This window comes from Desulfosarcina ovata subsp. ovata (assembly GCF_009689005.1).
In the GTDB taxonomy this organism is placed as follows: Bacteria; Desulfobacterota; Desulfobacteria; order Desulfobacterales; family Desulfosarcinaceae; genus Desulfosarcina; species Desulfosarcina ovata.
Genome location: NZ_AP021879.1, coordinates 2,321,870 through 2,341,087 on the forward strand (window position 1 = coordinate 2,321,870; position 19,218 = coordinate 2,341,087).

The window sequence follows — 19,218 nt, forward strand, 5'->3', positions numbered from 1 at the left end:
AGGTTATTTAATATGGCTGGTAAAGTGATTAAGTACGATATGAAAGCCCGCGAGGCAATGCTCAACGGCGTAAAGGCGCTTGCCGATGCAGTGGTTGTCACCCTGGGTCCCAAGGGCAGAAACGTCGTCATCGATAAATCGTGGGGTTCTCCCACGGTTACCAAAGACGGTGTCACCGTTGCAAAAGAGATCGAACTGGAAGATAAGTTTGAGAACATGGGTGCCCAAATGGTCAAGGAAGTCGCCAGCAAAACCAGCGACATGGCCGGTGACGGAACCACCACTGCAACCGTGCTTGCCCGCGCCATCTACGAAGAGGGGCAGAAACTCGTTGCCGCCGGCAACAACCCCATGTCCATTAAACGGGGCATCGACAAAGCCGTCGAGACTGCCGTTAAAGAGCTTCACAAAATGAGCAAACCGACCAAGGATCAGCGGGAAATTGCCCAGGTCGGAACCATCTCCGCCAACAACGACGAAACCATCGGCAACATCATTGCCGAGGCCATGAACAAGGTCGGCAAAGAAGGCGTCATCACGGTCGAAGAGGCCAAAGGGATGGAGACCACTCTGGATGTGGTCGAGGGTATGCAGTTCGACCGCGGTTACCTCTCCCCCTACTTTGTCACCGACCCGGAGAAAATGGTTGCCTCCCTGGAAGACCCCTATATCCTCATCAATGAAAAAAAAGTCAGCAACATGAAAGACCTGCTGCCGGTTCTTGAACAGGTAGCCAAAATGGGCAAACCCCTGGTAATCATTGCCGAGGACGTGGATGGTGAAGCACTGGCCACCCTGGTCGTGAACAAACTGCGCGGCACCCTGCAGGTTGCCGCTGTCAAAGCCCCCGGTTTCGGCGATCGCAGAAAAGCGATGCTCGAAGATATCGCCATTCTCACCGGCGGTCAGGTGGTATCCGAAGATCTGGGCATCAAACTCGAGAGCATGACCATTACCGATCTGGGTAAAGCCAAACGCATCTCCATCGACAAAGACAACACCACCATCGTCGACGGCGCCGGTGCACGCTCCGCTCTGGAAGGCCGGGTCAAACAGATCCGCGCACAGATCGAAGAAACTTCCTCCGATTATGATCGTGAAAAACTGCAGGAACGTCTGGCCAAACTGATCGGTGGCGTTGCCGTAATCAATGTCGGGGCAGCCACCGAAACCGAGATGAAAGAGAAAAAAGCCCGTGTTGAAGACGCACTCAACGCGACCCGTGCCGCCGTTGAAGAGGGTATCGTGCCCGGTGGCGGTGTCGCCCTGGTGCGCACCCTTTCCGCACTGGACAAGGTCAAAATCAAGGCTGACCAGAAATTGGGCGTCAAAGTGGTTATGCGCGCCATTGAAGAACCGCTCCGCCGGATCGCTTCCAACGCCGGTTACGAGGGCAGTGTGGTCATCGATAAGGTTAAAAACGCCGAAGGCGCCATGGGCTACAATGCGGCGACCAATGAGTATGAAGACCTGATCGAAGCCGGTGTCATCGACCCCACCAAAGTGGTTCGTTTCGCCCTGCAAAATGCAGGCAGCGTGGCATCCCTGATGCTCACCACCGAGGCCATGATCGCTGAGAAACCCGACGACAAGGCAGCCGACCCGATGGCTGGCGCCGGTGCCGGCGGTATGGGCGGCATGGGTGGCATGGGCGGCATGGGCGGCATGATGTAGGCCGTTTGCTCCAAGTCTGCACACGCTAACAGACAAAAGCCCCCACACGATTTTTTTGTGCGGGGGCTTTTCTTGTTCGGCCACTTCGACATCTAAACGCTTGACAACACGCTGAGAATCAGGTTACTGAAATCAATGAAAAAGTTCACATATCGGGTTTAAGATCATGTTTTTTGCAAGGCCAGAAGAAGGACACTGTAAAGTCATACCGCTTTCGACCGATAACACCTAAAGACATTATCATTATCTGGATTGCTATAGAACCATCTACGACACCCTAAACATGAGGTATCTGATGAGTTGCAGAACGAATTCAATGATGGATTTTTGCTTTTTTGTCCTGCTTGCGCTGTTTTTTTCCTCAGCGGCAACAGCGGCGGACAATATCAATGTCGTCGAAAGTGAAACAGGATTCTACTACACCATTCAAAAAGGGGATACGCTCTGGGATCTTTCCAGGCAATTCAATGACTCACCTTGGCTGTGGCCGGAATTATGGGAAGAAAACGACCAGATCAGTAATCCTCACTGGATCTTTCCAGGAGAACGGATCCGGCTTTACAAAAAATCAGGCACGCAGGCCACCGCCATTGAAAGTGTACCGAGCATGCCGTCCCCTGCCCCAAAAGCGGAGGCGCCCTATTTCCTCTTTTCCGCCATCAATCGTGTCGGCTTCATCCGCAAGCCTCCGGTAGAACCATCGGGAACCCTGCTGGATGTCGAAGGCAAAAAAACCCTGATCAGCGAAGGGGACATCGTCTACATCCGCCCCTCAGCAGATGCATCACAGAATCAGCTCATCCCGGGGAGCCGGCATACCGTGTTCCGGTATATGGCCCCTACGGATGCGCGGAATTCGACGGATACGATCGGAACCCAGCATTACCTTCTGGGCATCGTTGAAGTGACTCAGAAAAAACCGGATCTGGTAACGGCAACAGTAATCAAATCCTTCCGGACCATGCGCGTTGATGATCTGCTGATGCCCTATGTACAGAAAAGCGCCAAAATCGAACTCAAGCCGAGTACGCCGGGAATCGAGGGTCAGATTGTCATCTCCGAGGAACACTCCACATTGACCGGTGATTATGTCCTGGCCTTTATCGACAAAGGCCGGTCTGACCATATCGAGGTCGGCCAGCAGTACAGCATCTACAGGCAACAGAAGCTGGACAGTGGAGCGGCCCTGCCGCCGGTCGATCTTGGCGCCTTTATGGTTCTGCACACGGAAGCGACCACCTCGACCGTGGTGATCACCAATGCCAGCAACAACATCCGGCGGGGAGAACATTTCCGCACCCCCATCCACTAAATCACTGTCACTGACGGCCGGTTCCGCGTCACCGATGGAACGGAGCCGGCCGCCAGCCCCCCCTCCACCAGCTTTTTTCCTTCGTCAGTTCGGATTGTCTGCAGAGGTCACGCGCAGAACTTCCTGATAGGTGGTCGTGCCCTCCAGGAGCCTCTCTATGGCACTCTCGCGCAACGAAATCATACCTTCTTTGCGGGCCGCCTCGGTCAGGCCGGCCAGATCGGCGTCCGGAACCGTCATGGCTTTGATCGCTTCCGAATACGGCAGAACCTCATGGATGGTGGTTCTGCCCAGATAGCCGGTCTCCCGGCACTTCTGGCAGCCCCTGCCCCGGTAAAGGGACAAGCATCCGGACCGGCCGGTTTCCAACCCCATGGCCTGCAGTGCGGAGGCGTCGATTTCAATCGTTTCCTTGCAGTTGTTGCAGATTTTGCGAACCAGCCGCTGGGAAAGAATTCCCCGCAACGTGGCCTGGATCAGAAAAGAAGGGACCCCCAGATCCATGAGCCGGATGATCGAGGAAGGGGCATCGTTGGTGTGGAGGGTGGAAAGCACCAGATGACCGGTCAGCGCTGCCTGGATGGCGTTTTCTGCCGTCTCCAGGTCCCTGAGTTCACCAACCATGATAATGTCGGGATCCTGCCGCAGGATGTTGCGCATAATCGATCCAAAGGTGATGCCCAACTGGGGCTTTACGGCAATCTGATTGAAATCTTCATGAACCATCTCGATGGGATCTTCGATGGTGGTCACATTGACCCGGGTGGTGCTGATTTTCCGCAGGGTAGAATACAAGGTGGTGGATTTTCCGCTTCCCGTGGGCCCACAGACCAGCACCAAGCCATGGGGGTGGGCGATAATCTGGTTGTACTTCTTCATATCCACCGAAGAGAACCCCAGGCTTGCCAGATCCTGAAACAGGATGTCCGGATCCATGATCCGCATGACCACTTTCTCACCAAAAGCCACCGGCACGGTGGATACGCGAATCTCCACTTCGACATTCTGCTTGCCGGTTTTGATGCGGCCGTCCTGGGGTCGCCGTTTTTCGGCCATATCGAGTCCGGACAGGTTCTTAATGCGACTGATAATGGCCGAATGGACGTTTTTGGGCAGCCGGTAAACCGTGTGCAGCACGCCGTCGATACGCATCCTGACCAGGCTCACATCCCGTTTGGGCTCAATGTGAATATCACTGGCCTTCTGGTCGAAGGCATAAACGAACAGGTGGTTGACGGCATTGACCACATGCTGGTCATTGGAGGGCAATTCATCAGCGGATTTCAGGTGAATGAAGCGTTCGAGGTTGCCCAGGTCAACGGTGGGACCGGCAAACTGATGTTCCGCCGCCGCAATGGATCGCTTGAAACCGAAAAATTCCTCAATCAGCTTGATAATATCGGTGCGGGGGCTGACCACCGCACTGACCCGCATCTGACAGGCACGGCTGACGTCGTCGAACACCTCATGATTGAACGGATTCGGCGTGGCAACGGTCAAGTTCCCCTGACTGATACCAATGGGCAGCACCAGATGGTTCTTGGCAAAGGAAATCGGAATGGTGGTGGTAACGACATTGAGATCCAGTTTGAGTGGGTCAATCTTTACAAAAGGGATTTTCCAGTTCTCTGCCAGGGCCTGAAAGATGGCATCCTCGTCGACAATCTTCGAAGGATCGCCCCGCCGTTTCAGATTCAGGGAAACGATGGCATCGATTAACAGAAAGGGCTTGTCACGCAACTCATCGGCCACGGGCTCCCCGGATTTGCTGCGCCGCCGCTTGAACTGCTGAACCATATCAAACCGGTTGGCATAAAAATCGCGGGCCTGGGCGAAGGAAATCAATTCGCTTTTTTCCAATACGGAAAGGATTCGTTTGGATGACAACTGCTCGCTCACGACCAAGGCTCCCTTTTTCTTCTGTAACGTACATGTATTCCCAGAATCGCCCGCCGGTTACGGATCGCAAAGCGGTGCAAAACAAATCATGCCACCGGCCGATGGGTGGCATCGGGTATGCCGTGAATGGCTTTTTCAACCCATGCCAGGGTTCGAACCACGGCGCGCTGATATTCAGGTGACTTATCGAACTGCGTCAACTCCGCCTCCGACGCGTGGATCTGCCGCAGGAGAATCACATCGTCCCGCGCACCGACTCGTCCAACGCCCCGGATGATGACTTTGAGGTGCTGCAGAAAAATGGGCAGGTAGGCGCGTGCCTGCGAATAGCGATAGACTCCTTGTTGGGGATGACCGTATTCACGCAATGCCGAAACAAGGATGAAGCGGGCCGTATGACCAGCGATCAACGACAAAAAAATGAATACCTCACGCTCCAGTAAAAGCAGTTGCCGTATCGTTACCGCCTGATCAAAAGGAACGGACGCCGTTAATTGAGCAATGATATTTTCATGAATGGTATGAACTTTGGCGGAGAAGCGGTCATCCATGGAATCGACGCGAAACTGTGCGTAATGAACCACGTCCGGGTCGAGCCCCTTGCGGACATTGAGCACGTCCTCGGGTGTCATTTCAATGTTCACATCCAATTCCTGATTATAGGACCGCAAGAGAATGTTGGCCAGCATAAAGGCACTGCGATCCGAAGGCATCACCTGGTCTGACCGGCGGCAAAAATCGGTCAGTAAATAACGCAGGGCATGTTTCGGACGCTTCATCCGGTGGATCAGATGCTGCAAGGCATTGAGAAAAGCGACCCGATTGGTGCACGCTTTCATCACCTTGAAATAGCACCACATTAACTCAAAAACGTGATCCCCGTAACCGGCCAGCTCATCTACCATCGAATCGAAAGCCTGGCGTGAGAAATTTCCCCTGGCATCGAACATTGTCGTAATCCGGAATAGAATCTTCTCGGTATCATCATAGGGAATATTGAACGCGACGGAAACCGATTGAAGCTTTTCACCGTGGCCGTCGTTTACCAGTTGATCGATAGCCGTAAGCTGTCGTTCGGCTTCCCGGGTCTCCTTTCCCATGGAAAGAATATTCAGGAAATCGTCATCAAGGTTGCCGAGAATGGTCACCTTGCCGCCGATATCCACCTGGATGGCGTCCCGCCAAAGGGTCAGGACATCCATGGCCGCACCGTTGACCCGATGAATGCCTGCGCGCAGCAATACCATCAACAGCCTTTGCATTTCCAGAAAGCGGGGTTTGTTCTTAAAGGTTTCTATGAGGATGACAATCGCCCGCAGCTGTTTTAACAGCGCGTCAGCATCCATTACCCCGTAATCACACGAAATCGCCATGGCTGCGATATCATGCAACGCCGGATCATGCACCAGCGTATCTTGGGCCAGCGCCAGCGCAGCAGCCTTTGCCTGATTCGCACGGATATGATCGGCGATATGGGTATCAGTGAGCAACAACTGCTCGTCCCTTACTGCTTTCTCCATCGGCAAACCGTCCTGGTCGAATTAAAATAGATATATCGTTATCGGCAATGGCTTGCAAAACAAAACCCCCATGATGTCTGGTGCAAGCGAATATCTTTATCGGGAGGGACACGGGGAGGCGGGTTGACCGCTTCACATGGCAGCACGGCCCAAACCGGTCGCCTGAGTCTAATCCAGAGGAATCTCTACGCGTTGCCGCTTCCCGCGTCTGCGTATCCGCCAAAGCGCTGCTGATACGCCCTTGGCTGCAGCCCGGTTAATTTGACAAATATTTTTCTGAAAAACGATATGTCCGCGTAGCCCACCAGATCGACGATTTCAGCGACCGTGTAACGGCCGTCCTCCAGCAGGCGCTTGGCGCTGTCGACGCGCAACTGCTGCAGGTAGCCCAGTGGGGTGAGTCCGGTGGCCTGTTTGAAGCGTCGCTCCAGCGACCGCCGGCTGATCCGGTGCTTTTTCGCCAGCCGGTCGTAATCAATGGTCTCGGTGTGATGGGCCTCCATCCACTCCTGGACGCTGGTGACGACCGGGTCGCCATGGGATCGGGTTAAAAGAAAGGCCCCATACGGGGTTTGCCGCTCCCGCCCCATGTCCAGAATCATGGTTTTGGCACACTGGATGGCGGTTTGCCGGCCACAGAATTTTTCCACCAGGTAAAGGGAGAGATCCATGCCCGCGTTCGCGCCGGCCGCACAGTATAACCGCCCCTGATCGATGAACATCCGGTCAACATTTACATTCACCCGGGGATAGCGTTTGCGGAACATATCGGCAAAGCCCCAATGCAGGGTGGCCGATCGTCCGTCGAGCAGGCCGGTTTCGGCCAGAAGAAAGACGCCGGTGCAGACACTGGCCACATGGGCACCCCGGGCATACTGGCGGCGGATCCAGGGAACCAGCCCGGGGCCGGTTTCAAGAATTTTGTCAATATAGGTGGTCGAGGCGATGATGATCAAATCCGTGGAATCGACCGCGTCAATGCTGCAATGGGGCTGAACCAGCACGTTGTTCAGGCAACGGATCGGTTTTCCATCCACCGATGCGATCACGACATCAAAAAAAGGGGTCTGCGGGAGTTTTCCCAACCGGTTCCACAGCCGCCCCGCCTGGTTGAAGATATCCATGGGACCGAAAAGGGTCGTCGCCATGGCGTTGTAACAGCCAAGGATGGTAATCCTGCGGATCGTCGCTCCCATCACCCGTTCCTCTTTGCAGAAAAAAAGAAACCATTGTCGCTATCACCCATCAGAATGTCGGTTATGCCACTTTCACATACCATGGGCAACCGATATGATGCAAACCATCCGGCTCCCCAGGCAAATTTTAGAATGCTGCCTGGCAGACCAAACGATTCAACCCAAGGAGGATTCCAAATGGATCATAAAAAAATCAAGCGCGCACTGGCACCTTGCGGACTGAGCTGTGAATCCTGTTTTGCCTATGTGGATGGCGATATCCGCCGGGCCAGCCAACGGCTCAAGGAGAAATTGGGAAATTTCGCTCCGTATGCGAAATTCTTTGAGACCCTGATGGGCGATCCCGTATTTAGAGCCTATCCCGACTTCAAGACCATGCTCGACCACCTGGCGTCCGAGAACTGCCGGGGATGCCGCAACGAGCAGTGCCGGCTGTTCAAAAACTGCGGGGTGCGGCCCTGCCATCAGGAAAAACAGGTTGATTTTTGCTACCAGTGCGACGAATTTCCCTGTGAGCGCACGAACTTTGACAAACCCCTCTACCGAACCTGGGTCATCATCAATGAGAAAATCAGAAAGGATGGCATCGAACCGTACTATGAAAAAAACAGGACCGGCTGCCGGTACCCCTGAGCCGAAGGAAGTTAACCGGCAATGGCGGCCATGGCCCGGATGGCCGCATCGATATCCGCCTCAGTGGTAAACGGTCCCAGACTGAAACGCACCGCACCGGAAGGGGCCGTTCCAAGGTCGGCATGCACAAGGGGTGCGCAGTGCAGCCCGGTACGCACGGCGATCTCGAAATCACCATCCAGGATGGCGCCCACGTCGCTGCTGGCGATGCCGTCGACCCGGCAGGTGACCACGGGCAGGTGCCGGCCTATGGCATCGGCGGCAAACAGGTGGATGCGGCCGGAGGGAACGGCCCTGAGCCCCTCCACCAGTCGGGCGGTCAGCCGCCGTTCCTCTTCCCGAAAGCGTTCCATGTGCGCGGCCACAAAATCAATGCTCTCCCCCAGGCCGAGGATGCCGAGCAGGTTGCTGGTACCGGCCTCCAGACGGAAAGGGTATTCGTCGGGCTGGAAGGGGTTCATGGAATCCACGCCGCTGCCACCGAAACGGGACGGTGCCAAATCCAGATCCGGTGCCAGGACAAGCCCGCCGGTTCCCGTGGGGCCCAGTAAGGATTTGTGGCCGGTAAAGGCCAGCCCGGTGATGCCCCATTGTTCCATGAGGATGGGGATACAACCGGCGCTTTGGGAGGCATCGACAACCAGGGGAATACCGCGGGCCTTGCAGATGGCTCCGATGGCCGCCACCGGCTGCACCGTTCCCAGTACATTGGAGGCGTGGTTGACGATCACCACACGGGTTTCGGGCCTAAGGCAGGCGTCGATCCGGTCGGGTTCGACAAACCCGCTTTTATTGAAAGGGACATGCTCGACCCCTATTCCCAGAGACTGTTGCAAATGGTTAAGGGGCCGCAAAACGGAATTGTGCTCAAGGCGGGTCGTGACCACATGGTCGCCCGTCTCAAGAAGGCCGAGGATCAGTGTGTTCAGGGCGTCGGTGGCATTGGCCGCAAAACAGACCCGGGCCCCCCTGGCGGCACCGAACAGGCCGGCAATTTTGTCGCGCACCGCCTGCACCATGGCTTCGGCTTCAACGGCCCGGTCATATCCACCGCGGCCCGGAGACGCACCGCAGGTAAGATAGAGATCCAGAGCCCGCCGCAGGCATTCGGCCGGTTTGGGGAAGGATGTGGCGGCGTTGTCCAGGTAGATCATGGGTTGTGAGAACACCTTTTAATCGTTTTTTCTTGCTCCCATGCTTTGCGTGGGAGCACCGATTGTTCTTTATCCGGATGATATGGGTTCCCACGCGGAGCATGGAAACCCGATAACGTCTTTTTCAGGTGCAGCTTTTGGGATTGGGCAGCCCCGCTATCCGGCGGGCACCGTTTTTAATCCCATCGGGAAACAGACGTTCCAGCTCGACCAGGGTCATGCCCGTGCCTTTCTTGAGCTGTTTGTTCAGCGGCGCCCGCCCGTGGCCGAGATAGAATTCCCTTAAAAAACGGATCACCCGCCAGTGGGCATCGGTCAGGGTCGCGATACCGCTCTCGCAAGCCAGAACACCCGCGATGTCCTCATCCCAATCTTCATAGTCATTGAAAAATCCCTCGTTGTCAAAGAGGACATCCCGTCCTCCGAATGTCCGGACAACGGGATGCAATTTCTTTTTGGCAGAGGGTACGGCGTCGGTCATGCTTGACAATCAGCCGTTTCTGGCGGCCAGGGCCGCCTTGACCTTATCGGGGGTGGCCGGCAGGTGGGTCACCCACACGCCGGTGGCATCCTTGATGGCGTTGATCACCGCCGGTGCCGTGGGCAGCATGCACATTTCGCCGATGCCGGTGGCCCCCAGCGGGCCCTTGGGCCGGGGCGTTTCGAGGACGATGATCTCCTTTTCGAAGTACTCCTTGATCGTGGGGAACTTGAAGTTCAGCCAGTCCTTGGTCTTGCCGGCGATATACTCTTCCCGCAGGGCATAGCCGACACCCATGTCCATGCCGCCTTCGAGCTGCCCGGTGAGGTTCTGGGGGTTGATCACCTTGCCGGCGTCCACGGACGTGGTCATTTTCAGGACCCTGGCCTTGCCGGTTTCGGTATCTACCTCGACCTCGGCGATCTGCACACAGTGCACCTGCGACTCGAAGGAGGGACCCTGGCCGGTTTTCTCGTCCAGCGTTCCGGCATCTTCATTTTTCTTTTGCCCCAGAAACCGCCTCGGCTGACCGGCGGCTTCCAGTTCAAGACCGTTTTTGGCCCCGGATTTTTCCATGGCCGCCTTGAGCTGGGTCAGGGCGGCCATCAGGGCGCCACCGATCATGTAGGTGATGCGGCTGCCGGCCGCCGGCCCGCTGGCGGCGGTGTCGTCGGTATCGCGGGTATGCAGGCAGATTTTGTCCAGCGCAACGTTCATGTACTCGGCCGTCAGCTGGCTCAGCATGGAATCGTTGCCTTCCCCGGGATCGGCGGCGGCAGCGTAAATATGGATGATGCCGTCGTCGCCCAGTTCGACGGAGGCCACCGAAACATCTCCCGGACCGCCGATGCCGAAGGCCGCGGTGGCGATACCGACTCCGCGGCGGACCTTGCCCGCTTTGTAGGGTTCGGCCGCCTTGATCGCTTTCTCATAGGCGGGACGAACCGCTTCCATCACCTCGGGAAAGGGCCACATGTCCACCACCCGTCCGGTGGACTTGCTCTGGCCCGGCTGAAGCGAGTTCTTCAGCCGGAACTCGAAGGCGTCCATTCCCAGCTTGTCGGCCAGCATCTGCATGGCGCATTCCAGGGCGAAGGTGACCTGGGGTGGCCCGGCGCCACGGGCGGCGCTGCCCCAGGGATTGTTGGTGTAGACCACTTTGGCGTGGGCATGCACATGGGGAATGTTGTAAGAGCCGGAGAGCATCAGCAGGGAACGATGGCAAACCACATGCCCGATGGAGTAGTACGCGCCGTTATCCATGACAAAGTCATTGCAGTAGCCGGTGAGCATGCCTTCCTGGTCCGCGCCGAGCTTGACGTCCATTTCGAAAGGATGCCGCTTGGAGGCCATCTGCATGCTTTCGGCGATGCTCGGGACATAGCGGATGGCCTGTTTGAAATGAATGGCCGCGGCACCGGCGATGCCTTCGGAGATGACATCGATCTTGATGCCGAACTGGCCGCCGGCATAGGCCTCGATGTACTTCATGTTCTCGTAGCCCAGGGCCGACTGGAGCATGGACAGGTGCAGGTGGATGTTGATGCTGCGGCCGATGATCACCAGCCTGTCCGGTTCCTCGGCATCCTCGTCAGCCTCCCAATAGGCCACGGTGACCTCGGGTTCCAGGGGTGCCTGGTGGTTGACCTGGGTCTTGAATCGGGCCTCGATGACCGTCGCCGACGTTTCTAACGCGTCCTCGGCGTTGCCCTTGATCTGGGGTTGCTGCCAGCACAGGTTGGACATATCCGGGTGCAGCTGAACGGCGCCTTCGGTCATGGCCGTGGTCGGGCTGTCCAGAACGGGCAGCGGCTCCAGATCGACCGTGACGGCTGCCAGGGCCGCTTCGGCATGTTCCCTAGTGTCGGCGGCCACAGCCAGAACCGGATCGCCGATGTAGCGCACCGTATCCTTGCACAGCACCGGCCGGTCCGCCACCAGGATTTTCAGGCGATTGGTCCCCTTGATGTCGTCGGCGGTCATCACGCCGGCCACGCCGGGCATGTCAAGGGCCGTGCCGGCATCGATGGAAACGATGCGTGCATGGGGCACCTGGCTGCGCCAGACGGCCAGTTCCAGGGCGTCCTGCACCGGGTAGTCGGCCGAGAAATAGGCCGTACCGCAGGCCTTGTCCAGGGCCGACGGACGGGGATGGGAGGTGCCCATGGCCTTGTCCGTGGGAAGGGGGCGCATCGCCTCGGGCGAGGTCTCGCCGCGCAGGAAGCGACCGGCCAGGCGTACCGCCTCGATGATCTTCGTGTAACCGGTGCAGCGGCACAGGTTACGGCGCAGGGCTTTCATGATGGCCGCGTCGTCCGGATCGTTGTTTGCGTCCAACAGGGCCTTGGTGCTCATGATCATGCCCGGCGTACAAAATCCGCACTGGATGGCGCCTGCGAGCACGAAGGCCTCCTGGATCAGATGGGGATTGTCCGGGGTGCCCAATCCTTCCACGGTGATCACATCGGCGCCGTCGACGTCGCCCACACGGGTCAGACAGGAAGGGACGGCTTTCTTGTTGACAATCACGGTGCAGGCCCCGCACTGGCCCTTGCGGTCGCAGGACTGTTTGGCACCGGTCAGACGCAGATCGTTGCGCAGCAGATCAAGCAAGGCGGTTTTGGGATCGATGATCCACTCGCGCCATTGCCCGTTGATGCGAATACGCACTTTTTTCTTTTGCATGCAGTGGGTCTCCTTATTTATGGGAAAATAGACATAACGCCGGGCCCAGATTAGAGAATAAGCCAGGTTGAATCGAAACCTTTCGCTCTGGCCCTTAAGCGGGTTCTCCAATCGGGTTAAATGGGTTTTACCTGTTCACGGGGCTAAAATGACCAATTGATTTTAAAAGACTGCCCTGCAAGCGTTTACAGGGTGCCGCAGATGCGCGGCGCCGGGCACGCCGACGTGTTATTCATACTTCAAGTGCCCGGGAACAAAGCAGATGTGGTGCCCTGTAAACGCTTGCAATGGGTTTTACAAAATCAGCCGTTGGGGGTCGCACTTATCCCGCAGGATGTTGAGTTCATCGGCCGAGGGAGGCATCACCTCCCGCGCCCGTGAGATATCCACGGAAAACTGCATTTGCTCCAGCACCGCTTCAGGCTCGATGCCGGGATACACCCCGTCCAGGTACATCTCTTTGGTGGTGTCGTCGAAGCGCATCACGGCCATGTTGGTGATCACCAGCTCCGGTCCACCCGCGGGGAGACCGGCCTTGCGGCGGCCGTCCGGTCCGTCCAGGTGCCCCGGGCTGGTCAGATAGTCCAGCGTTTTGACGAATTTCCGTTTTTCGTGCTGCATGAAAATCATGCTGCGCGGCACGAAGGAAGCAACATCGCAACCACCTCCGCTGCCGGAAAAGCGGGTCTTGGGTGAGAAATAGTCACCGATCACCGTGGAGTTCAGATTGCCGAAGATATCGATCTGGGCCGCACCCAGAATGCCGATCACCTTTTGACCGGTGGTGGGATTCTGCATGGTGGCAAAGGCATCCAGAAGGCCGCCGCTGGAGGCCGTGTGATACATCACGCGCGAATCGGCAACGGCCATGGGAATCTCCTCGAGCGCGGCGTCGATGGCGCCGGTTTCAAAAAAAATCACACAGTCCGGCGCATTGATGCTTTTGGCCGCCATGGCCGCCAGCATGGAAATACCGGTGCCGCAGAAGACGATATCGTCGTTCTTGATCTCCCGGGCGGCAACCACCGTCATCATTTCTCTTAGGGTATATTCCATTGTCTACCTTCTATCTATCGCCTGTCCAGATTGGCCGCATATCCCGTGCGCGGGTCGGCCTTGATGCTCTCCATCCGTTCGGTCCCGATGCGCTCGATCAGGGCCTGGTGATCGGCCACGCCGTATACGTAGGTATCCAGATAGTCTTTATACTTCTCATCGTCCCTGGCCGCCACGGCATACGCCTTCAGATAGACCGGATCGTAGTCGTAATGCTGGTAGCAGGCGGTCGGGTAGGCCCCAAAGGGCACATGCACCACCGCATCCACATGGATGAAGGGAATCTGGTTGTGATGGGCGTTTTCGTGCAGGGCATCGCCTTCCATCAGCTCTTCGCAGGTGACCACCAGGTGCCTGGAGGCCTTGGCCTGCTCCACATCGGCAAAGCTGAGACCGTCCATACGGCAGTTTCCCGCACGGTCGGCCTGCTGCACATGGAGAAGGGTGACATCGGGCGTGATGGCCGGCACCAGCACGACCTTTTCGGTGTTGCCCCAGTCTTCGAAGGGGTTGTCCAGAACGGTCAGCTTGCGGTTGGGCAGTTTGGGATCGGAACGGCGAAGGTTTTCGGAAAAGCCCCACTTATCGACAATGTCCGATCCCAGGGACGAGCGCGTGGGCAGAAAGGGTACCCCCATGGCTCCGGCCAGAAACCTCAGGGTCATCTGGTAGTTGGAGTAGTCCTCCACCTGAAGGGTGCCCTTCTCAATGGCCTTTCTGAAACGGATGCAGGTGGCGGCGAACTTGCCCGACCCGCCGTAGGCGATTTCCACCTTGGAAACTGAGCCGGCGCCGATCAGCTCGTCAACGCCCTGGCCGTTGGAGTGCACGTAGAGATGCAGGTCCTTGATGCCGGCACGAATGATCGTGTAAACCGCCGCCATGGGGTTGCGGTTGATCGTAAATCCGCCGATGGCCATGTGGCAGCCATCGTGAACATAGGCGCCCACCGCCTTCTTCAGCGGCATGACTTTGTCCTTTACCAGTTTGCTCAATTCTCGTCCTTTCCGCTCGGAAGCCATCTCTCGATTGAACGACCCGTCCTCCGTAAAAGGGGCCACGCATGGTACGCGGCCACGTCCGTTTCCCCGGCAAATTCTGCCAAGCCCTTATCAGAGGGCGTCGCCGGTGGCAAGCCTGACGATGTCCTGTCCACAAAAGCCACCCAGGGGTTGTCAAAACCGCTTTGGTGTCGCACTATATAAGGCAATACAACCGTGTATATGCGGATCAATGGTCTCACTTTAAAATTCCCCACCCAAAAGGAGCGCCCATGCTCAAGTATATGAAATGGTTGATGGCCGCACTGGCACTGACATTGGTGGCCAACGGATGTGGTTATAACGCACTGCAGCAGATGGAGGAAGGCGTATTCAGGGCCTGGTCCGATGTGGAAAGCAACCTGCAGCGCCGGGCCGACCTGATTCCCAATCTGGTAGCCACCGTAAAAGGCTTCGCCGCCCACGAAAAGGGCACCCTGCAGGCGGTGGTCGAGGCCAGGGCCAAGGCAACCAGCGTCAAGCTCTCGGCCAGTGACTTGGGCAATGCCCAGGCCATGCAGCAGATGATGGACGCCCAGGGCGGGCTATCATCGGCCCTCTCAAGGCTGATGGTGGTGGTGGAACGTTATCCGGACCTGAAAGCCAACCAGAATTTTCTCGATCTGCAGAACCAGCTCGAAGGCACGGAAAACCGTATCAATGTGGCCCGTCAGCGTTACAACCAGGCCGTCGAGGCGTTCAATTCGAAAATCCGGAGCCTGCCCTACAGCCTGACCAACTCCCTGATGCTGCATCTGGAGCGCAAGGAATACTTCAAGGCCGAAGCCGGATCCGCTCAGGCACCCCAAATCAGCTTTGAGTAAAATGAAAACCATGATCACTCACAACAAACGTTGGAAAACTGGTGCTGCCCTTGTCCTTCTGATTCTCCTGCTGGTATGCGCAGGGCCGCTGTGGGCTCTGGACGTGCCCCCACTCAAGGGCCACGTCAATGATTATGCGGGCATGCTCACCAGCGCCAGCCAGCGGCAGCTGGAGGCGGTGCTGACCGATTTCGAGCAGCAGGAGTCCACCCAGATCGTGGTGCTGACCATCCCGGCCCTTGACGGCGACGTCCTGGAAGATTTTTCCATGCGCGTGGCCGAGACCTGGAAAATCGGCCAGGCGGGATCGGACAACGGGGCCATCCTGATGATCGCCAAAAAGGAACGCAAAATTCGCATCGAAGTGGGCTACGGCCTTGAAGGACGTTTGACCGATCTTACGTCGGGACGCATTATCCGCAATGTGATCACCCCCTATTTCAGATCGGGACAGTTCGATCAGGGTATTACCCAGGGGGTCGGTGCCATGATCGAGGCGGTGAAAGGAGAATTCTCAGCAGCCGACAAGGCCCGGCAGCCCCGCACCGCGCCGGCCCGGAAAGGGACACCCATTTTTGCCATTTTCGGGCTGCTCTTCCTGGTCAACGCCCTGGGGCGGGCCAACCGGGTCATGGGAGCGGCCAGCGGGGCGGTTCTCTTCCCAATCGCCGGCGCGCTCTTCTTCGGCGCAGGGGCCATCTTGCTGCTGGCGCTGATTCCCGTCGGTCTGCTGGCCGGCCTGATCCTGTCCGGGATTGGCGGGCCGCTTTCCGGTGGCCTCGGCAGCCGTTCCCATCGTGGCGGCGGTTACTGGGGAGGCGGGTTTGGCAGCGGAGGAGGATTCTCTTCCGGTGGCGGATTCGGCGGCTTTTCCGGCGGTGGGGGTGGCTTTGGCGGCGGCGGGGCCTCCGGCGGCTGGTAACCGATCCCTGGCCAAACCCTCCCAAGGGTTGCCCCATTACCTATCAACATCTTGAACCAACAGAGGATCCCATCAGCAACCATGAAAAACCTGGCAGAACGTTTTTTATCGGCCGCAGACCGGAAACAGATTGAAGCAGCGGTTGCCGGGGCGGAAACACAAACCGCCGGCGAGATCGTCTGCATGATCGTTTCCCGGAGCTATCACTATCCCGTGGCCAGTGTGCTCGGCGCAACGGTCCTGGCCCTGCCGCTGGCGCTTTTGGTCACCCATTTCCTGGGTTCCTGGCTGTGGATCGGCACCGACAACATGTGGTTTTTCCTCGGGCTTTTCGCCATCCTTTTTGCCATTGGGCATTGGACCGTGGAACACTGCCCATCCCTCAAACGACGGTTTATCTCACAGCAGGAAATCAATGAAGAGGTCGAAGAGGCGGCCATTACCACCTTTTTCCGTCAGGGCCTCTACCGCACCCGCGATGCCAACGGGGTGCTGTTGTTCATTTCCGTTTTCGAGCACAAGGTGTGGCTGCTGGCCGACAAGGGCATTCACGAGAAGATTCCCCAGACGGAATGGGAGCATCTGGTCGCACGCGTTACCCAGGGTATCGGCCAGGGGCAGCGGGCAGAAGCGGTCTGCAATGCGATCCGGGAGATCGGTGATCTGCTGCAGGCCCATTTCCCCATCAAACCCGATGACACCGATGAGCTTCAGAATCTAATCGTCGGGGAGGGGTAAAATTGTTAGAATTGTGTTAGCCCCGTTTTTTATAATCAACCGAGGCCCGACCACTTGGCCGTCGACCATCCCCATGCCGGGCCGGGCCGGCAAAAAACAACAAGGAGCATTCCCACATGGCCATTCATCCCCTTGCCGGGAAACCGGCACCCAAGGAGGTTCTCGCCAACATTCCCCGGCTCGTCTCCGCTTTTTACACCCACCCCCCCGACCCGACAGTTGCCGGTCAACGGGTGGTGTTCGGCACTTCCGGCCACCGGGGATCGTCCCTGAAAAACAGTTTCAACCAGGACCACATCATTGCCATCAGCCAGGCCATTTGCGAGTACCGGGCATCCAGCGGGATCACGGGGCCGCTTTTCACGGGCATGGACACCCACGCCCTTTCCGAACCGGCCCTGGCCACCGCCCTGGAAGTCTTTGCCGCCGCCGGGGTGACGGTGATGATCCAAAAGGGGCTCGGCTATACCCCGACACCGGTAATATCCCACGCGATCCTGACCTTCAACCGGGAAAGGCAGAGCGGACTGGCCGATGGGGTGGTGATCACCCCGTCCCACAACCCCCCCGAGGACGGCGGATTCAAATACAATCCACCCCATGGAGGCCCGGCGGGGACAGAAATCACCCGGCAGATTGCCGACAGGGCCAATGCCATCCTTGAGGCCGGGTGCGGCGGCATCAAACGCATGCCCGTTGAAAAAGCCCTCAAGGCGGAAACAACCCACACTTACGATTACATCACGCCTTACGTGATCGATTTATCACGGGTGGTCGACATGCCGGCCATCGCCGCCTCGGGGCTCAAGCTGGGCGTGGACCCCATGGGCGGTGCCGCCGTGGACTACTGGACGCCGATTGCCGAACGCTACGGCCTGGCCATCGAGGTCGTCAATCCCGTCGTGGATCCCACCTTCGGGTTCATGCCCCTGGACAAAGACGGCAAGATCCGCATGGACTGCTCTTCCCCCTATGCCATGCAGCGGCTGATCGGGCTCAAGGAGCGGTTCGACGTGGCCTTTGGCAACGACACCGACGTGGATCGTCACGGCATCGTCACCCGCAGCACCGGCCTGCTCAACCCCAACCACTTTCTGGCCGTAGCCATCTGGTATCTGTTCCAGAACCGGCCCGACTGGCCAGGCACAGCGGCCATCGGCAAGACCCTGGTCTCCACCTCGATGATCGACCGGGTGGCGGCCCATCTGGGCAAAAAACTCAGCGAGGTTCCCGTGGGCTTTAAATGGTTCGTGGACGGGCTGATGGACGGGAAATACGGCTTTGGCGGCGAAGAGAGCGCCGGAGCATCCTTTTTGCGCATGGACGGCTCGGTGTGGACCACGGACAAGGACGGCATCATCATGGATCTTCTGGCCGCCGAGATCATGGCCAAAACAGAAAGGGATCCGGGAGAGATCTACCGTTCCCTGGAAACGCAGTTCGGCGCATCGGTTTACGCGCGTATCGACGCACCGGCAACAGCCGCCCAGAAGGCGGTGCTGGAAAAGTTGTCAGCGGAAACGATCACCCGGACAGAAATGGCCGGAGAGCCGATCGTGGCCAAGCACACCCGCGCACCGGGCAACCAGGCCGAGATCGGCGGCCTCAAGGTGGTCACCGAGAACGGCTGGTTCGCCGCCCGGCCGTCAGGCACCGAAGAAATTTACAAGATCTACGCCGAAAGCTTCAAAGGCCAGGCCCATCTCGAGGCCATCCAACAGGAGGCCCAAGCCATGGTCGGTGCGGTGTTCACGGCGGCAGGCGTGTAAGGAGAAACCCTGATGAAATCGATCCGCACAATCATGGTATTGGTGGTAATCGCCGGTCTGCTATCCCTTTCCGGATGCGCCTACGTGAATGTCAAATCCCCGCTGGACGTGGATCTGGACCAGACCCAACTGGGAGAGAAAACCGGTGTGGCCGAGGCACGCAGCATCCTGTGGCTGTTTGCCTGGGGAGATGCCAGCTACGCTGCGGCCGCGGCCGAAGGCGGCATCACCACCATGCGTCACGCCGACCAGGAGGTGTTCACGATCCTTTTCGGCCTCTACACACGCTGGCGGGTGGTGGTCTATGGAGACTGA

The 19,218-nt window shown here is 57.8% G+C and carries 16 protein-coding genes; 8 read left to right on the plus strand and 8 right to left on the minus strand.

Annotated features, from left to right (window positions below; all coding sequences use genetic code 11):
• Positions 1-12 precede the first annotated feature (12 nt).
• Both groL and GN112_RS10530 read left to right on the plus strand, forming a co-directional pair.
• Positions 13-1,674, plus strand: a complete 1,662-nt coding sequence (groL, locus tag GN112_RS10525; protein ID WP_155310178.1) for a chaperonin GroEL — start codon at positions 13-15, stop codon at positions 1,672-1,674.
• A 295-nt stretch (positions 1,675-1,969) separates the two neighbouring features.
• Positions 1,970-2,986 carry a LysM peptidoglycan-binding domain-containing protein gene (locus tag GN112_RS10530; protein ID WP_162458869.1) on the plus strand — a complete coding sequence of 339 codons (1,017 nt, stop codon included), beginning with the start codon at positions 1,970-1,972 and terminating at the stop codon, positions 2,984-2,986.
• Positions 2,987-3,070: 84 nt separating this feature from the next.
• Here the strand turns inward: GN112_RS10530 and GN112_RS10535 are convergent, their stop codons facing one another.
• From GN112_RS10535 to GN112_RS10545, 3 genes are all read right to left on the minus strand, one after another.
• Complete coding sequence (locus GN112_RS10535) at positions 3,071-4,885, minus strand: GspE/PulE family protein (protein ID WP_231716986.1); 1,815 nt, start codon at positions 4,883-4,885, stop codon at positions 3,071-3,073.
• Positions 4,886-4,971: 86 nt separating this feature from the next.
• Entirely contained in the window at positions 4,972-6,405 is a 1,434-nt protein-coding gene (locus GN112_RS10540; RefSeq protein WP_155310180.1) for a hypothetical protein, read from the minus strand.
• Between the two features lie 185 nt (positions 6,406-6,590).
• Positions 6,591-7,601, minus strand: coding sequence for a GlxA family transcriptional regulator (locus GN112_RS10545; protein ID WP_231716987.1), 1,011 nt, complete (start codon positions 7,599-7,601; stop codon positions 6,591-6,593).
• A 177-nt stretch (positions 7,602-7,778) separates the two neighbouring features.
• On the opposite strand from GN112_RS10545, the gene GN112_RS10550 reads away from it, so the two are divergent.
• The gene (locus tag GN112_RS10550) at positions 7,779-8,234 is read left to right on the plus strand and encodes a DUF3795 domain-containing protein (protein WP_155310181.1); all 456 of its coding nucleotides are present in this window, start codon (positions 7,779-7,781) and stop codon (positions 8,232-8,234) included.
• An 11-nt stretch (positions 8,235-8,245) separates the two neighbouring features.
• Here GN112_RS10550 and GN112_RS10555 read toward each other — a convergent pair whose 3' ends face one another.
• The 5 genes from GN112_RS10555 to GN112_RS10575 form a co-directional block, all read right to left on the minus strand.
• Positions 8,246-9,388: an aminotransferase class V-fold PLP-dependent enzyme gene (locus tag GN112_RS10555; RefSeq protein WP_155310182.1), complete on the minus strand. Its 1,143-nt coding sequence runs from the start codon at positions 9,386-9,388 to the stop codon at positions 8,246-8,248.
• Positions 9,389-9,512: 124 nt separating this feature from the next.
• Positions 9,513-9,869, minus strand: a complete 357-nt coding sequence (locus GN112_RS10560) for a TusE/DsrC/DsvC family sulfur relay protein (RefSeq protein ID WP_155310183.1) — start codon at positions 9,867-9,869, stop codon at positions 9,513-9,515.
• Positions 9,870-9,878: 9 nt separating this feature from the next.
• The gene (locus GN112_RS10565; protein WP_155310184.1) at positions 9,879-12,554 is read right to left on the minus strand and encodes a molybdopterin-dependent oxidoreductase; all 2,676 of its coding nucleotides are present in this window, start codon (positions 12,552-12,554) and stop codon (positions 9,879-9,881) included.
• A 294-nt stretch (positions 12,555-12,848) separates the two neighbouring features.
• Entirely contained in the window at positions 12,849-13,610 is a 762-nt protein-coding gene (locus tag GN112_RS10570) for a CoA-transferase subunit beta (protein ID WP_155310185.1), read from the minus strand.
• A gap of 14 nt (positions 13,611-13,624) precedes the next feature.
• On the minus strand, positions 13,625-14,605 hold the full coding sequence (locus GN112_RS10575) for a CoA transferase subunit A (RefSeq protein ID WP_231716988.1): 981 nt from the start codon (positions 14,603-14,605) through the stop codon (positions 13,625-13,627).
• A 278-nt stretch (positions 14,606-14,883) separates the two neighbouring features.
• Between GN112_RS10575 and GN112_RS10580 the strand changes: the two genes are divergently transcribed.
• From GN112_RS10580 to GN112_RS10600, 5 genes are all read left to right on the plus strand, one after another.
• Complete coding sequence (locus tag GN112_RS10580) at positions 14,884-15,474, plus strand: LemA family protein (protein ID WP_155310186.1); 591 nt, start codon at positions 14,884-14,886, stop codon at positions 15,472-15,474.
• 1 nt (position 15,475) lies between these two features.
• Entirely contained in the window at positions 15,476-16,396 is a 921-nt protein-coding gene (locus GN112_RS10585; RefSeq protein WP_231716989.1) for a TPM domain-containing protein, read from the plus strand.
• Positions 16,397-16,477: 81 nt separating this feature from the next.
• Positions 16,478-17,134, plus strand: coding sequence for a TPM domain-containing protein (locus GN112_RS10590; RefSeq protein WP_155310187.1), 657 nt, complete (start codon positions 16,478-16,480; stop codon positions 17,132-17,134).
• 116 nt (positions 17,135-17,250) lie between these two features.
• Complete coding sequence (gene pgm / locus GN112_RS10595; RefSeq protein ID WP_155310188.1) at positions 17,251-18,903, plus strand: phosphoglucomutase (alpha-D-glucose-1,6-bisphosphate-dependent); 1,653 nt, start codon at positions 17,251-17,253, stop codon at positions 18,901-18,903.
• A gap of 12 nt (positions 18,904-18,915) precedes the next feature.
• Entirely contained in the window at positions 18,916-19,218 is a 303-nt protein-coding gene (locus GN112_RS10600; RefSeq protein WP_155310189.1) for a TRL domain-containing protein, read from the plus strand.

What these genes read in the sequence shown, in the direction of transcription:
- GN112_RS10565 (WP_155310184.1), bottom strand. Translation starts at nt 12,554, where the DNA reads ATGCAAAAGAAAAAAGTGCGTATTCGCATCAACGGGCAATGGCGCGAG.
- GN112_RS10540 (WP_155310180.1), bottom strand. Translation starts at nt 6,405, where the DNA reads ATGGAGAAAGCAGTAAGGGACGAGCAGTTGTTGCTCACTGATACCCAT.
- GN112_RS10550 (WP_155310181.1), top strand. Translation starts at nt 7,779, where the DNA reads ATGGATCATAAAAAAATCAAGCGCGCACTGGCACCTTGCGGACTGAGC.
- GN112_RS10530 (WP_162458869.1), top strand. Translation starts at nt 1,970, where the DNA reads ATGAGTTGCAGAACGAATTCAATGATGGATTTTTGCTTTTTTGTCCTG.
- GN112_RS10545 (WP_231716987.1), bottom strand. Translation starts at nt 7,601, where the DNA reads ATGGGAGCGACGATCCGCAGGATTACCATCCTTGGCTGTTACAACGCC.
- GN112_RS10560 (WP_155310183.1), bottom strand. Translation starts at nt 9,869, where the DNA reads ATGACCGACGCCGTACCCTCTGCCAAAAAGAAATTGCATCCCGTTGTC.
- GN112_RS10585 (WP_231716989.1), top strand. Translation starts at nt 15,476, where the DNA reads ATGAAAACCATGATCACTCACAACAAACGTTGGAAAACTGGTGCTGCC.
- groL (WP_155310178.1), top strand. Translation starts at nt 13, where the DNA reads ATGGCTGGTAAAGTGATTAAGTACGATATGAAAGCCCGCGAGGCAATG.
- GN112_RS10555 (WP_155310182.1), bottom strand. Translation starts at nt 9,388, where the DNA reads ATGATCTACCTGGACAACGCCGCCACATCCTTCCCCAAACCGGCCGAA.
- pgm (WP_155310188.1), top strand. Translation starts at nt 17,251, where the DNA reads ATGGCCATTCATCCCCTTGCCGGGAAACCGGCACCCAAGGAGGTTCTC.
- GN112_RS10580 (WP_155310186.1), top strand. Translation starts at nt 14,884, where the DNA reads ATGCTCAAGTATATGAAATGGTTGATGGCCGCACTGGCACTGACATTG.
- GN112_RS10600 (WP_155310189.1), top strand. Translation starts at nt 18,916, where the DNA reads ATGAAATCGATCCGCACAATCATGGTATTGGTGGTAATCGCCGGTCTG.
- GN112_RS10590 (WP_155310187.1), top strand. Translation starts at nt 16,478, where the DNA reads ATGAAAAACCTGGCAGAACGTTTTTTATCGGCCGCAGACCGGAAACAG.
- GN112_RS10570 (WP_155310185.1), bottom strand. Translation starts at nt 13,610, where the DNA reads ATGGAATATACCCTAAGAGAAATGATGACGGTGGTTGCCGCCCGGGAG.